Here is a 14,149-nt window from a genome sequence, read left to right on the forward strand (position 1 = left end):
GGCGCATTGTCAGTCCTGACGTTGCCCGACGTCAGGCGCCGCCTCGGCCGTTCCCATGATCGGTTTACGGATCAGCAGTAGATAGACGGCCAGGGCGCTGGCGCCCGACAGGGCGATGATCAGCGCCATGGGCTGCGCCGTGCCGTCATAGAGCCGGCCCACCAGACCACTGGTCATGGCGGCGGCTCCCATCTGGATGAATCCCATCAGCGCAGCGGCAGTGCCTGCCATGTGATGAAAGGGCATCAGCGCTCCGGCGATCAACTGCGGCATCATGAGACCCGCGCCGATGGCATAGACGACCTGCGGGGCGATAATCGCTGCCACCGAGCTGATCCTCGCCAGCAGGCAGGCCACCATCACCGCCCCGGCGAGGGTCAGCAGCGAGGCGCCGAAGACGATCAGACGGTGGCCGCCGACACGGGTGCCCAGCCGGGCGCCGAGCAGATTACCGGTGATGAAGGCGGCAACGACAAACAGGAAGTACCAGCCGAAGTTGGCTTCCGCCACGCCGAATATCTCGATCAGCACGAAGGGCGCCCCGGACATGAAGCCGTAATGCCCGGCGAACATCAGGCTGACGGCGAGGGCATGGCCGAGAAAGATGCGGCTTTGCGCCACGCTGCGGTAGTTGCGCAGCACCGTGGCGGGATGCAGGGTCTGGCGGCGGTCCAACGGCAGCGACTCGGGCAGGCCGACGCTCACCACGGCCAGCATCAGCGCCGCGTACAACGCCAAGGCGAAGAAGATCGACGACCAGCCGAACGCCACCAGCAGCGCTCCGCCGGCAATCGGTGCGATCGCCGGGGCCAGCGCCGTCGTGCTGCCCATGTAAGCCAGCGTACGGGCGGCATCGGTGGGCGCGAAGGTGTCACGTACCACCGCCTGGGCGAGCACCATGCCACCGGCAGCGCCAAAGGCTTGCAGGAAGCGGAAGCCGATCAGGACATGGATATTCTCGGCGAGCATGCAGCCTGCACTGCCCAGGGCGAACAGCAGCATGCCCGTCAGCAACAGCGGCTTGCGGCCGAAGCGGTCGGACAGCGGGCCGCTGACAAGCTGCGCTACCGCCAGCCCGATCATGTAGGCGCTCAACGTCAGCTGGATCTGGTCGGCACCGACGCCGAACGCCTGCGCCATGGCCGGGAAGGCGGGCAGGTACATGGAGGTCGCCAGCGGGCCGAGTGCCACCATGGCGGCAAGGACGAGGACGGCGAGAGGGGACGTGAGTCTGATCATGAGCGGTAGGCTAGCCGATGGGGAAAGAGGCTAGTGTAGCGGCTCCTGGCGGTGACATGACCTTGGGCGGCACTATCGCGATCCGTCATAACCTGATTTCTTATATATCCATAAAGAATATTTCCATAACCTAACCTGCGTTATGCTCTGGCTGTTCGCCGTGCGATACGACGGCGGGCGGTTCTAAGGGCAACGCGAGGAGAGAGCGATGGACTGGACGGCAAGCTGGCATGGCCTGGTTGGTGGCATCCTGATCGGGCTGTCAGCGGTCTGGCTGATGGCCACGCTGGGGCGAATCGCCGGGATCAGCGGCATTCTGGCGGGATTGTTGGGACGCCCCGATGGCGATTCGGCCTGGCGACTGACGTTCCTGCTGGGCTTGGTCAGCGGCCCGGCGCTGATCATGTTGCTGGGCGGCGGTCTGGGCAATGCCGTCGGCACCGCCGGCGTGATCGGCGCGCCGGTCGGCGGCACGGAGCTGATGCTGGTCGCGGGGTTACTGGTGGGGCTGGGCACCGGCCTCGGCAGCGGTTGCACCAGCGGGCATGGCGTCTGCGGTCTGGCGCGCCTGTCGCCGCGCTCGCTGGCGGCGACGCTGACCTTCGTGGCCGTCGCCATGCTCACGGTGTACGGCATGCGTCACGTGATCGGAGGGGGAGCATGAAAGCCTTGATGGGGTATCTCGCCGGGCTGCTGTTCGGCCTGGGACTGGCGATCGGCGGCATGACCGATCCGGCGCGGGTGCTGGGCTTCCTGGACGTTGCCGGTGCCTGGGATCCGACCTTGATGTTCGTGCTGGGCGGGGCGGTGGCGACCACCTTCGTCGGCTACCGCTGGATGCTGAGGCAGCCGCATCCGCTGTTCGCCGGCGCGTTCCAGTGGCCCACCCGGCGCGACCTGGATGCACGGTTGCTGGGCGGCGCCGCACTGTTCGGGATCGGCTGGGGATTGTCCGGCTACTGCCCGGGACCGGCCTTCGCCTCCCTGGCGAAACCGAGCGTGCCGCTGATCGTCCTGCTCGGGGCGATGATCGTCGGCTGGTGGCTGGTTCGGTTCTCCCTGCATCCCGCGGGGCGACGCCTGCCCGGCTGATCGTCGGGCATGCACTATGCTCACAAGGCTTTCCATGAAATCGGGGATCGACAACGCAACGCATTCAACCAAGGAGGCTTCATGCTGCCCACTACCACGGCCCGGGTCGCGGCCAGCACCCGTGACGAGATCAATCGGCGCATCGAGCGCGAGATCCAGGCGAACCTCGCCTACTTTGCCCAGCATCCCTACGAGATCGATTACCGGCTGGACGAGCTCGACCGCGAATGGGACATCGAGCGGACCCTGGAGGCGAACGCCGCGACACTGGGCCTGGCCGGCGTCGCGCTAGGCGCGACGCTCGATCGCCGCTGGCTATTGCTGCCTGCCGCGGTAAGCGGTTTTCTGCTGCAGCATGCCTTGCAGGGCTGGTGCCCACCGGTGTCGGTGTTCCGGCGGCGGGGTGTGCGCACCGCCACGGAGATCGACCGCGAACGCTACGGTCTCAAGGCGCTGCGCGGCGATTTCGACGATCTGACCGAGGACCCGGCGACCCGCACCACGCGCGAACGGGTCCTGCAGGTCATGGTGGCGCTCGACAGGTAAGTGTCGTGGTACGTCGGAAGATCAGACGAGGCACGTCATGGCGTGCCTCGCTTCTTTCTCGGCTTCTTCCTGTCTTTCTCGGTTCCTCGTTCTTTTCTCGGTGAAGGCCTCGTCAGTAGCCGTTCAGACTGGCGAAGCGCTCTGCATGGTAGCGATAGTCGCCGAACAGTTGCTGTACCGGACGGGCGCGCTTGAGGAACAGCCCGATGTCGTACTCGTCGGTCATGCCCACGCCGCCATGCAGCTGCACGCCCTCGTTGGTGGCGAGCTCGGCCACTTCGCACGCCTTGGCCTTGGCCACGCTGACCAGCGTCGCGGTATCGGCATCGTCGTCATCGAGTGCCTTGAGCGCCTTGAGGACCACCGATTTCAATAGCTCGATCTCGCTCCATAGGTGTGCGGCGCGATGCTGCAGCGCCTGGAAAGAGCCGAGGGTGACACCGAACTGCTTGCGCTCCTTCAGGTAGGCCACGGTGCGCTCGAACGCCTCCTGGGCGATACCCAGCAGTTCGGCGGCGAGATGGGCGTTGCCGATATCGAGCAGTCGTCCGAGCGTGGCGTAGCCCTGGCCGATCTCGCCGAGTACCGCCTCGGCGCCGAGCTGCACCTGGTCGAAGCGCACCATGGCAGCGTTGCGGCTGTCGACCATCATGGTGCGTTCGACCTCGACTCCCGGCGCGGCGCGGTCGACCAGCAGCAGCGTGATGCCCTGCGTATCGTGGGCTTCACCCGAGGTGCGCGCCGCGACGATCAGCGTGTCGGCAACGTGTCCATCGATGACGTAGGTCTTGTGACCGCTGACCACGAAGTCGTCACCATTTCGCTCGGCACGCGTGCGGATATGGTGCGGGGCATGGCGGCCGGTTTCGTCCACGGCCAGCGCGGTGAGTAGCCGACCCTCGGCAATGGCGGGCAGATAGCGTTGCTGCTGGGATTCATTGCCTGCCAGACGCAAGGCGCAGGCCCCCAGCACGCCGGTGGCGAACAGCGGCGAGGCGCTGAGGTTGCGTCCGGCCTCCTCGAGGATCTGGCCCATACCGACATGGCCGAAGTCGGTGCCGCCGAAGGTCTCGGGAATCAGTGTGCCGGCGAACCCCATCTCCACGCTCTGCTGCCAGAGCGCCGGGGAATACCCGGTGGCATCGCGGCTGTCGCGTAGCTGACGCAGCTGGGCAACGGGGGCGTTTTCCTGCAGGAAGCCCTTGGCGGCATCCTTGAGCATCTGTTGTTCTTCGTTCAATACGAGACGTTGCATGTCAAATGACCTCGACGCGGTGGCTCAACCCAGGCCTAGAATGTTCTTGGCGATCACGTTCAACTGAATCTCCGAGGTGCCGCCTTCGATGGAGTTGCCCTTGGAACGCAGCCATTGTCGGGGCAGGGCGCCCTCGTCCCAGGCCTCGCCTTCCCAGACCAGAGCCTCGCTGCCGTGGAGCGCGACCAGCAGTTCCTGACGGCGCTTGTTGAGCTCGGTGCCGTAATACTTGAGCATCGCCGAGGCGTTACCCACGCCCTGGCCGGCCTTGGCCTCGTCGAGCACGCGTTCCGCCGTTGCCTCGAAAGCCTTGGCGTCGATGCTCCAGCGGGCGATGTCGCTGCGCAGGAAGCCGTCCGCCAGGCGACCGTGCTCGAGCCCCAGCACTTCCACGGCCTGTTGGCTCAGCGTCTTCTCGCCGGCCGCGGTGCGCCCGAAGCCACCGATCATCTCGCGTTCGTGAGTGAGCAGATACTTGGCGATGGTCCAGCCCTGGTCGATCTCGCCGACCACCTGGTTCTTCTCGACGCGCACGTCGTCGAGGAAGGTCTCGCAGAACGGTGAACTGCCCGAGATCAGCTTGATGGGGCGGGGGGTGACGCCGGGAGTGGCCATGTCGAACAGCACCAGGCTGATGCCCAGCTGCTTCTTGACGTCGGGGTTGGTGCGCACCAGGGCGAACATCCAGTCCGCCTTGTCGGCATAGGAGGTCCAGACCTTCTGGCCGTTGACGACGAAGTGGTCGCCCTTGTCCACCGCACGGGTCTGCAGGCCGGCCAGGTCGGAGCCGGCGCCGGGTTCGCTGTAGCCCTGACACCAGCGGATCTCGCCGCGCACGATCGGCGGCAGATGCTGACGCTTCAATTCCTCGGAGCCGAACTTGAGCAGGGCGGGGCCGATCATCCACACGCCGAAGCTGTTCAGCGGTGGCCGGGCCCGAATGCGCGCCATCTCCTCGCGCAGGATCTTGTGCTCCTCCTGGGAGAGCCCGCCGCCGCCATACTCCCTGGGCCAGTCCGGCGCGGTCCAGCCGCGCGCGGCCATGCGCTCGAGCCACAAACGCTGCTCCTCACTCTGGAACTGGCAGTTGCGCCCGCCCCAGCAGACGTCCTTGTCGCTCCTGAGTGGCGAGCGCATGCTCGGCGGGCAGTTCTCTTCGAGCCAGGCGCGAGTTTCCTGGCGAAACGTTTCCAGATCAGCCACTTCGTCTCTCCCTTGTTATGGTTATGCGGGATGGAGAAATCCGGCGTACTTGGCAGTTGCGAAACCGGGTTTCATTTATGCGGTACGTCTGGATGCTAGCAGTCCGAGCGTGGGTCTCCGAGCCGGCCTTTGGTCTTAGCCCTTGGCTGGCGTGGCCCGGAATCGTATGTCACACGATACCTAACCCCATTGACCCATTACTTTTAAAAGCAATATTTAACCCATTTGCCTGACGGGATGGCGTCGTCAATGAAAAACACCTGCTAGGTTTAAGTGTCAGCAACGCTTGATGCGGAAGTGACATTTTATCAGCGAGATGGAGCGAAACATGGTTATCAAGGACGCCAACGATCTTTTCATGCGCCTGCTGTCCGAAATCAATAGCGCGGAGAAGCAGATCACCCGCGCATTGCCGAAAATGGCTCGCGCCGCGGACGATCCCAAGCTGGCCGATGCATTCCGGGAGCATCTCGAGGAGACTCGCGGTCAGGTCGAAAGACTCGAACAGGCGGCGGACACGATTCCTGACGTTCGTCTCAAGCGGATCAAGTGCTATGGCATGGAGAGCCTGATCGAGGAGGCACAGGAGCTGATCGATGCCGCGGAGAAGGGCCCGGTGCTGGATGCCGGCCTGATCGGCGCCGCGCAGAAAGTCGAGCACTATGAAATCTCCGCCTACGGCACGCTGTGTGCCATGGCCGAGCAGCTTGGTTATACCGAGGCCAAGAACATCCTGGCCGAGACGCTCAAGGAAGAGAAGGCCACCGACGACAAGCTCACCAAGATGGCGGAAAAGAACGTCAACAAGAAAGCCGGTTAACGCTCGAGGCGAGCGGATACTCGCCGGCTTTCATAGACAAGCTTTACAGGCAATGAGCTGTAAGGCCCGCAAAGCGCCTGACTCCAGGGTCAGGCGCTTTGTTTGGTTACAGACCGTCTTCGTTGTTGTCTTCCTGCATTATCGTCCGCTTTAAAATGTTTCCCACTCCTGGGTGGCTTCGCGGCTGGAGCGTTGCCCGATGGGAGTGCGGGAGGAGCGTGTCACGGCCGTTGTGCGGGAAGCGGCAGCGGGAGATGTTTTATGCGGTCCCTGCGTAGGCGCTTCTTCTTCACCCAGCACGAAGGTGTCGATCAACCGATTCAAGCGCTCTGCATGGAGGCGCATGTCGGCAGCGGCGGTAGCGGACTGCTGGACCATGGCGGCATTACGCTGGGTCATGGTATCCATTTCTGCAACGGCGGTGTTGACCTGAGCGATGCCGCTGCTCTGCTCTTTGGCGCCCGTGCTGATCTCGCCGATGACGGCGGTGACGCGGGCGACACGGGTGGCGATATCGCGCATGGTCTGGCCAGCGGTACGCACCAGCCCGGCACCTGACTGGGTATGCGACACGGAGTCGTCGATCAGCGCACGGATCTCGCGCGATGCCTCGCTGGAACGGTTGGCCAGGATACGGACCTCCTGGGCGACCACGGCAAAGCCTCGGCCATGCTCGCCGGCGCGGGCGGCTTCTACGGAGGCGTTGAGTGCCAGGATGTTGGTCTGAAAGGCGATCGAGTCGATCATCGAAACGATATCGCCGATCTTGGCGGCCGAGGCATCGATGTCATTCATGGTGTGCTCGACCTGGCTCATTGCCGCCTCGCCCTGGCGGGCCACTGCGGCGGTGGAGAGCACCAGTTGATTGGCCTGCTGGGCCGATTCGGCGCTGTTGTTGACCGTCGAGGTGATCTCTTCCATCGACGCCGAGGTCTGCTGCAGGTTGGCGGCGGCCTGTTCGGTTCGCGATGCCAGCTCCTCGCTCCCCTGGGCAATGTCTCCTGCGGCCTGATAGACGCTCAGGGTACTGGCGCGGACCTCTCGCAGCGTGTCCTGCATGCGCGCGACGAAGGCATTGAACTGGTTGGCCAGCTCGCCGATTTCATCGTCGCTTTCGATTTCCAGTCTTCGGGTCAGATCGCCATTACCCTTGGCGATATCCTGCATGGCGTTGGCGGTACGTCGAATCGGCTGAACGGTGCGCCGGACGAGCCAGATGGCGATGGCGGCCACCGCCATGAAGATCGCGCTGCCGATCAGCACGGTCTTGATGATGAACTGGCGCTGAGCGCTGGTCTCGGTGGCTTCGATAGCGGCCATGGCTGCGTCGATGTCGGTGGCATAGACGCCCGCACCTACCAGCCATCCCCATTTCTGGACCCCGGCGGCATAGGAGTGCTTGGCTTCGATCTCGCCGGTGGCAGGATGCGGCCAGGCGTACTGATAGAAACCGCCGCCTTGGCGCGCGATCTCGATCATGTCGCGGATCAGGGGCTTGCCGTTGCGATCCTGGGTATCGAGACCGTTGGTGCCTTCACGATCCGGCATCATGGGTTGCACCAGTACCTTGCCTTGATAATCGTAGACGAAGACATAGTTACTCTCGTCGAAGCGAAAGCGGCGCAGGATATTCTTGGCCTGCTCCTGCGCTTCGAGATCGTTGGCCCCGGCATTGGCAACGATGGGGGCGATGGAGGACATGGCGGCTTCGATAACGTTACGTACCGCGGCCTTGCGTGCCTCGACCAGCATTGCGTGCTGCTCGGCCAGCGTGGAGCGTGACGCGAGAATACGATCATAGGCCGCGACGGTAATCAGAGTCAGGGTGATCAGCAACAGCGGACCCAGGACCAGCATCAGTATCCTGTTCTGCAGGCTCAACGACCACAAGCGATGTGGCCGTAGTCTTGTCTTTGGCATTGGCGATATCCGAAGCAGAAGTTTTAGTTGTAGTCATATCCACTATCGGCGTTCGCCAAGAAAGATTAACCATGGAGCGTAAATTCATAGTCGTATATTTATTCAAATAACCGGTTTTATTAGCACGCTTAAAAGAGCACGAAAAACGCGTTTGCACTGCGTAAACTGCGTTTCTCGCCGTTTTTCAGCCTTAGAGCGTCTTCCAGGGCGACGGCGGTGGCGTTTCGAGAGCGTCGGCGACAATGCCCAATGCCCGCTTCAGCACGTCTCGGGATGCAGCGGCGCTCAGGCATAGACGCAGCGCCTGAGGCGCCGGTGTGCTACCCACGCAGAAGGGCTCGGCGCTGGTAACGCGGACACCGCGCTGTTCCAGGGCGTCGAGCAGTACGGCGCCACGCAGGCCGGAGGGCAGCGGGAGCCATAGATTGGCGCCATGCGGACGACCGTGCAGTTCGAACCCCGCCAGTATTTCGTGGGCCAGGCGTTGGCGCTCGCCGAGCTCGTCGGTTTGCCAGGCCAGCAGCCGGTCCGCGTCGCCGCCGGCGACCCAGCGGCACACTGCCTCCACCATCAGCGGCGGTACCATCCAGTTCTGGGCCCGTATCGCCGCTCCCAGTCGATCGCGTAGCGGTTGCGGCACACGCAGCGTGCCGATGCGCAGCCCCCCGGCCAGGACCTTAGCCGTGCTGAAGGTGAACAGGGTGCGCTCCGGCGCCAGTTGATACAGCGGTGTGCCGCGTTCGGCCGGCGGCAGGTACTGCACCCCATCCTCGAGAATCCAGAAGTCGTGACGCCGCGCCAGGGCCGCCAGATGCTCGCGGCGCGCTGCCGAGAGGCTGGCACCGGTGGGGTTGTTCTGGTCCGGCGTCACATAGACCAGCCGTGGAGGCTGCTGGGCGCATAGGCGTTCCAGCGCTTCGGTGTCCATGCCGTCACCATCCAGCGGTACGCCCAGTATCTTGAGGTGCGCCTGCTGGGCGGCGCCGATTAGCCCGGGGTAGGTCAGCGCGTCGGCGGCGATACGTTCGCCGGGGCGGGTCAGGGCGGTCAGCGCCAGGCTCAAGCCATGCTGGCCGCCCTGGGTAATAAGCAAGGCATCTGCATCCACGGCCATGCCCAGATGGGTCATCCACGCCGCGAGCCGTTCGCGGTGGGCCACAACGCCACGCTCGGACTGATACTCCACCGCGCGGTGCAGGACCTCCGCATCGTCGGCTATCTCCTGCAGGGCCCGGCCCAGGGCGGCGGCCCGCAAGGGATGAGGCGGAGGCAGGCTCAGGCTGAGGTCGATCACGCCATCCTGCTGCGGCGGGGACGCCAGGAAGTCGCTTCCCCGGGGCGAGCCGGCACCGCGGACATAGGTGCCGCTGCCCACTCTCGCTTCGACCCAGCCCTGACGCTCGGCCTCGGCATAGGCGCGGGTCACGGTGCCTAGCGTGACGTGCAGGCGGTCCGCCAGGCGGCGCTGGGGGGGTAATCGTTCCCCCGGCACGAGTTCGCCCGCCACGATGGCCTCGGCGATGGCCTCGGCAATAGCGCGATAGCGCGGGCCTTGATCGTTGAGCGTGGGACTCCAGATTGTCATGGTGACAATAAAACCTTTGACGTTAATTCCAGCCCCATTATGCTCGGATTGTGGCGCAATGATACATCCCTATTTTTAAATTGTATGGATACAATAATGGAATTCCTGGCATTCCTGGGCCCGGCGGCACTCTACATGATCTCGATGACCATCACGCCGGGTCCTAACAACGTCATGCTCACCGCCTCCGGTGCCAACTATGGCTTTTGGCGCACGCTGCCGCACATCTTCGGCATCCTGGTGGGCTGTTTCGTGTTGTTCACTGCCGTCGCCCTTGGGCTGGGGCTGGTCTTCGAGCGCTATCCGCTGGTACAGACACTGCTGCGCCTGGTCGGCAGCGTCTATCTGCTCTATCTGGCATGGCGGATCGCCACGGCACCGCCGCCCGACCTGCGACGGCGTGGCGAAGGCCGCCCGCTGAGCTTCTGGCAGGCGGTGGCCTTCCAGTTTGCCAACCCCAAGGCGTGGGTGATGGGGCTGACACTGATTGCCGGCTTCCTGCCCGAAGGCGGGAACCCGGTCATCAATGCCTTGCTGCTGGCCGGGTTCGCCGAGCTGATCGCGCTGCCCTGCATCTCGCTGTGGGCCGGCTTCGGTATCGCCATCGGTCACTGGCTGAAGAGCCCGCGTGCCTGGCGCGTATTCAATGGCGTGATGGGAGGCCTCACGGCGGCCTGCGTGGTGTTCATCCTGGGCTAGACGGCCGACCGATGTGCCGGCAACAAACTTTGAAGAGACAAGCGAACGATATGAAAACCATCGGCATGATCGGCGGGATGAGCTGGGAAAGTTCACTGATGTACTACCGCATCATCAACGAGCAGGCACGTGAGCGCCTGGGCGGTGTGCACTCCGCACGCAGCCTGATGCTGTCGGTGGACTTCGGTCATGTCGAGCGCCTGCAGCACGCCGGGCATTGGGATGCGCTGGCAGAGGAGATGGCCGAAGCCGCCCGGCATCTGGAGCGCGGTGGAGCGGACTTTGTGGTGCTCTGTACCAACACCATGCATTGCCTGAGTGATGCCATCACTCGCGCGGTGGACATTCCGCTACTGCACATCGCCGATCCCACGGCGGCGCGGATCCGGGCCGCCGGCTTGAGCCGGGTCGGGCTGTTGGGCACCGCCTTCACCATGGAGGGCGACTTCTATACTGGCCGGCTGCGTGAACGGCACGGCCTCGAAGTGCTCGTTCCCGAAGCGGAAGACCGCCAGCGGGTCCACGACATCATCTATCGGGAACTGGTGGCGGGGCAGATTCACTCCGAGTCGCGGAAAGCCTATCGGCAGGTCATCGCCAGGCTGGTGGAACGCGGGGCGCAGGCGGTGATTCTCGGCTGTACCGAGATCATGCTGCTGGTCGAGGCCGAGGACAGTGCAGTACCGTTGTTCGATACCACGGCGCTGCATGCCCAGGCGGCTCTGGAGTATGCGCTGCAGGACGAGGCGCGTGACACCATGCGCTGAGCCGGCATGGCGCCGGCTTCACCCATCGTAGCCCCGCTGCGGTCATCAAAGCGACACCCCGGGGCGTTACCCTGACATCGGCTTGTTCGCCACGACATCGAGGCAGGATACGCGAAGGGTGAATTCCCGGGAGGTAGGCGATGAACGAGGCATATTGTGAGGTCGGTGCAAGGAAGTGGAACGGCGCCTACAACAGCGACGGCCGTTGCGTGACCGGCGGCAGTCCGGTGCGCCTGGAGGCACGCGAGGCCGGGCCCGCCGATGAGGAGGCGTTCTCATGACGCTGGTGCCGATACTGATCGTCTGGGCGCATCTCGGTTTCGTCGTCACCCTGGGCCGGCAGGGGCATCGCAACGATCTCGGTCGGGGCTGGCGCTGGCGTCACTTGCCCGGCATCGCGGCGGCGGGGCCGCTCATCTGGCTGGTGGCCTTCGCTTGTGTGCGGCGGCGGTTGCCGCCCTGTTCGGCCAGGGTCGGGTCGGCTAACGGCGCCTGAGTCAGCCCTGGCGCTGGCAAATCTCCCGCCATAGGGCGGCGTAGGCACGGGTGGCGGTAGCGCGTCCGGCGAACTGCACCAGCGGAGCCTGCTCCAGCCCCATGCGCTCTACGCTGCTGGCATAGGGGATGGTTGCGGAGAGCAGCGTCGGCCATTGCTCGGGCAGGCGGGCCATCACGTCGCGGTGCAAGGTCTTGCGACGGTCGACGAGGGTGAAGAAGGGCCAGATCGGGCAGGTGTGGTCCTGCTCGTCGAGATAGCGGCGCAACTGCTCGAGCGTACGCAGCGAAAGCGTGGTGGGCACTACCGGCACCAGCAGCACGTTGACGCTGGAGAACACCTGCTCCGAGAGCACCGAAATGCTCGGCGGGCAGTCGAGAATCACCAGATCGTAATCGTCGGCCACCGGCTTGAGGATCTTGCGCAGGCGGCTGGGCTTCTTGGCTTCGAGCAGCTGATCCATCTCGCGGGAGCCGAAGGCGGCCGGCAGCAGGTCGAGCCCGTCGAGCTCGGTGGCGCGGATCACCTTGTCGAGCGCCGCCTTGCCCTTGACGAGTCTGTCGACGCCGCCCCGGACCTTGGGCTTGGCGCGCAGATAGTAGGTCGTGGCCGCCTGGGGATCGAGATCCCAGAGCAGGACACGCCGACCGCTGAGACTGGCCTGGGCCGCCAGATTGACGGCGGAGGCGGTCTTGCCCACGCCGCCCTTGATACTGTAGAGCGCCAGCATCTGCATGAAAGAATCTCTCCGCGATTGGCATGCGAACCTGCCGGGACAGGGTAGCGGCAGTATGTGACGGCGAGATGACAAGCCAGGCATCGGAACGTGGTCTGACGCTATCCTGCGCACTCTCATTTGGCAAGACACTGCCACGGCATGACAAGGCGCCACGAGGAAATACCGTGGCGCGTGTCGCCAGTATCACGACGTGGCGGACGACGAGGAACGCTCGGGCGTGAGCTGCTGTGCGAACAGCGCCTGGCCATCGATATCCTTGAGCGTGACCGTCAGCACTTCCGATTCGCTGTCCAGATCGACCTGGCCAAAGAACTGATAGCCGGCGGCGGGCGACAGGTTGGCCTGGCCTTCGGGGGGCGCCTTTTGAAACGCCACCTCGGGCCCGAAGGTGTCATCGAGTGCACCGGGACCGAAGGTGCCGGCATTGAGCGGGCCACTGACGAATTCCCAGAACGGCAGGAAGTCCTGAAACCGGGCTCGATCCGGCGAATAGTGGTGCGCTGCGGTGTAGTGCACGTCGGCGGTCAGCCACACCACGTTGCGGATGTCGCGATCGCGGATTTCACGCAACAGGCTAGCGATTTCCAGCTCGCGGCCCAGCGCGGGGCCGTTTCCGTTGGCCACCGCCTCGAAATGCTGGGGCTCGCTTTTGCCGTCCGGTACCAGCAGGCCGATCGGCATATCGGCGGCGATGATCTTCCAGGTGGCGGTACTGTCGATCAGGCTGCGCTTGAGCCACTCGAGCTGTGCCGCGCCGAGAAAGGCGGTCTCGCTCGATGGCTCGCTCTGGCGGTTGGCGGTGTTGGGCCCCCGGTAGCGGCGCATGTCGAGCATGAAGATGTCGAGCGAAGGGCCGTAGGGGATGCGCCGATAGATGCGTTCAGGATCGGCAGGATCACGGCGGATCGGCATGTATTCCATGAATGCCTGACGGCCGCGGGCGGCGAGCAGGTTGGCGCTCTTGACCGTATAGCGGTCATCGTCGAGCAGCTCGCCGGGGTACCAGTTGTTGGTGGTTTCATGATCGTCCCACTGCACCAGCCAGGGGACCTCGGCGTTCAGGGCCCGGAAGTTGTCATCGAGCAGGTTGTAGGCGTGCTGGCCACGGTACTCCTGCAGGGTTTCGGCGACCTTGCGCTTGGCTGGCGTGACGATGTTGCGCCAAGTGGAGCCGTCCGGCAGCGTGACGCTGTCCTCGAGCGGTCCATCGGCGTAGACGGTATCGCCGCTGTGCAGGAAGAAGTCGGGCTGCACGCGACGCATCGTGTCGTAGATGCGCATGCCGCCACGGGACTCGTCGATGCCCCAGCCCTGCCCGACATTGTCGCCGGACCACACGAAGCGCACGTCACGGCGTGCCTGCGGCGGCAGCTGTAGTCGTCCGCTCAACGGCTCGCTGAAAATGCCCGGTTCCTCGAGGGATTCGAAGCTGACCCGATAGTACAGCGGGCCGTCGCCCTGAAGGCGGTGGCGAATGTCGAGCTTGCCGGTGAAATCACTGGCCTCCAGCACGTCGGGACCTGCCAGCGTGCGCGCCGACTTGAAGTCGGGCCGCTCGTCGATGTCGACCCACATGCGGGCGGGGCGGTCGGCGCGGCTCCAGATGATCGCGCCGTCGGGACGCATGTCGCCGCTCATGATGCCTTGCGCGGTGACGGGCCGGCGGGAATCGGCAATCACGATCGCCGGCGCTCCCCATAGCGTACCGGTCGTCAGGGCGGCACCGGTCAGTGCGGTATTGCGTAGAAAGTGGCGGCGGGTCATACGCATGGTGGGCATCCTTGCGGT

15 protein-coding genes are annotated in these 14,149 nt (G+C 64.5%); 8 read left to right on the forward strand and 7 right to left on the reverse strand.

Going from position 1 to position 14,149, the window contains the following annotated elements; translation table 11 throughout:
• Positions 1-9: 9 nt before the first annotated feature.
• On the reverse strand, positions 10-1,239 hold the full coding sequence (locus tag ACYQ12_RS02055; protein WP_459866978.1) for a multidrug effflux MFS transporter: 1,230 nt from the start codon (positions 1,237-1,239) through the stop codon (positions 10-12).
• 208 nt (positions 1,240-1,447) lie between these two features.
• Here ACYQ12_RS02055 and ACYQ12_RS02060 point away from each other — a divergent pair, with 208 nt between their 5' ends.
• The 3 genes from ACYQ12_RS02060 to ACYQ12_RS02070 all read left to right on the forward strand — a co-directional run bounded on the left by ACYQ12_RS02060 (position 1,448) and on the right by ACYQ12_RS02070 (position 2,877).
• Positions 1,448-1,903: a YeeE/YedE family protein gene (locus ACYQ12_RS02060; RefSeq protein ID WP_459866981.1), complete on the forward strand. Its 456-nt coding sequence runs from the start codon at positions 1,448-1,450 to the stop codon at positions 1,901-1,903.
• On the forward strand, positions 1,900-2,331 hold the full coding sequence (locus ACYQ12_RS02065; protein WP_459866983.1) for a DUF6691 family protein: 432 nt from the start codon (positions 1,900-1,902) through the stop codon (positions 2,329-2,331). Before ACYQ12_RS02060 ends, ACYQ12_RS02065 begins: the two co-directional genes overlap by 4 nt.
• 81 nt (positions 2,332-2,412) lie before the next feature.
• A complete protein-coding gene (locus tag ACYQ12_RS02070) occupies positions 2,413-2,877 on the forward strand; it encodes a hypothetical protein (protein WP_459866986.1) in 465 nt (154 codons plus the stop codon).
• Positions 2,878-2,989: 112 nt separating this feature from the next.
• Here the strand turns inward: ACYQ12_RS02070 and ACYQ12_RS02075 are convergent, their stop codons facing one another.
• Both ACYQ12_RS02075 and ACYQ12_RS02080 read right to left on the reverse strand, forming a co-directional pair.
• The gene (locus tag ACYQ12_RS02075; protein ID WP_459866989.1) at positions 2,990-4,132 is read right to left on the reverse strand and encodes an acyl-CoA dehydrogenase family protein; all 1,143 of its coding nucleotides are present in this window, start codon (positions 4,130-4,132) and stop codon (positions 2,990-2,992) included.
• 24 nt (positions 4,133-4,156) lie between these two features.
• Positions 4,157-5,335 (reverse strand): acyl-CoA dehydrogenase family protein, encoded by a 1,179-nt coding sequence (locus ACYQ12_RS02080; protein ID WP_459866992.1) that lies wholly within the window; start codon positions 5,333-5,335, stop codon positions 4,157-4,159.
• A gap of 328 nt (positions 5,336-5,663) precedes the next feature.
• Here ACYQ12_RS02080 and ACYQ12_RS02085 point away from each other — a divergent pair, with 328 nt between their 5' ends.
• Entirely contained in the window at positions 5,664-6,155 is a 492-nt protein-coding gene (locus ACYQ12_RS02085; protein ID WP_459866995.1) for a YciE/YciF ferroxidase family protein, read from the forward strand.
• A 150-nt stretch (positions 6,156-6,305) separates the two neighbouring features.
• On the opposite strand, the gene ACYQ12_RS02090 is transcribed toward ACYQ12_RS02085, so the two are convergent.
• Both ACYQ12_RS02090 and ACYQ12_RS02095 read right to left on the reverse strand, forming a co-directional pair.
• Complete coding sequence (locus ACYQ12_RS02090) at positions 6,306-8,075, reverse strand: methyl-accepting chemotaxis protein (protein WP_459866998.1); 1,770 nt, start codon at positions 8,073-8,075, stop codon at positions 6,306-6,308.
• A 190-nt stretch (positions 8,076-8,265) separates the two neighbouring features.
• Entirely contained in the window at positions 8,266-9,660 is a 1,395-nt protein-coding gene (locus ACYQ12_RS02095) for an aminotransferase-like domain-containing protein (RefSeq protein WP_459867001.1), read from the reverse strand.
• 96 nt (positions 9,661-9,756) lie between these two features.
• Here ACYQ12_RS02095 and ACYQ12_RS02100 point away from each other — a divergent pair, with 96 nt between their 5' ends.
• From ACYQ12_RS02100 to ACYQ12_RS02115, 4 genes are all read left to right on the forward strand, one after another.
• On the forward strand, positions 9,757-10,359 hold the full coding sequence (locus ACYQ12_RS02100; RefSeq protein WP_459867004.1) for a LysE family translocator: 603 nt from the start codon (positions 9,757-9,759) through the stop codon (positions 10,357-10,359).
• Between the two features lie 50 nt (positions 10,360-10,409).
• Positions 10,410-11,126 (forward strand): aspartate/glutamate racemase family protein, encoded by a 717-nt coding sequence (locus tag ACYQ12_RS02105; RefSeq protein ID WP_459867007.1) that lies wholly within the window; start codon positions 10,410-10,412, stop codon positions 11,124-11,126.
• A gap of 140 nt (positions 11,127-11,266) precedes the next feature.
• The gene (locus ACYQ12_RS02110) at positions 11,267-11,407 is read left to right on the forward strand and encodes a hypothetical protein (protein WP_459867010.1); all 141 of its coding nucleotides are present in this window, start codon (positions 11,267-11,269) and stop codon (positions 11,405-11,407) included.
• Positions 11,404-11,622: a hypothetical protein gene (locus ACYQ12_RS02115; RefSeq protein ID WP_459867013.1), complete on the forward strand. Its 219-nt coding sequence runs from the start codon at positions 11,404-11,406 to the stop codon at positions 11,620-11,622. Before ACYQ12_RS02110 ends, ACYQ12_RS02115 begins: the two co-directional genes overlap by 4 nt.
• Before the next feature lies 1 nt (position 11,623).
• Here ACYQ12_RS02115 and ACYQ12_RS02120 read toward each other — a convergent pair whose 3' ends face one another.
• Together ACYQ12_RS02120 and ACYQ12_RS02125 are read right to left on the reverse strand one after the other, a co-directional pair.
• On the reverse strand, positions 11,624-12,358 hold the full coding sequence (locus ACYQ12_RS02120; protein WP_459867016.1) for a ParA family protein: 735 nt from the start codon (positions 12,356-12,358) through the stop codon (positions 11,624-11,626).
• Positions 12,359-12,544: 186 nt separating this feature from the next.
• Positions 12,545-14,131 carry an alkaline phosphatase D family protein gene (locus ACYQ12_RS02125; RefSeq protein ID WP_459867019.1) on the reverse strand — a complete coding sequence of 529 codons (1,587 nt, stop codon included), beginning with the start codon at positions 14,129-14,131 and terminating at the stop codon, positions 12,545-12,547.
• Between the last annotated feature and the right edge of the window lie 18 nt (positions 14,132-14,149).

The sequence above is a fragment of the Halomonas shantousis genome, from assembly GCF_054654615.1.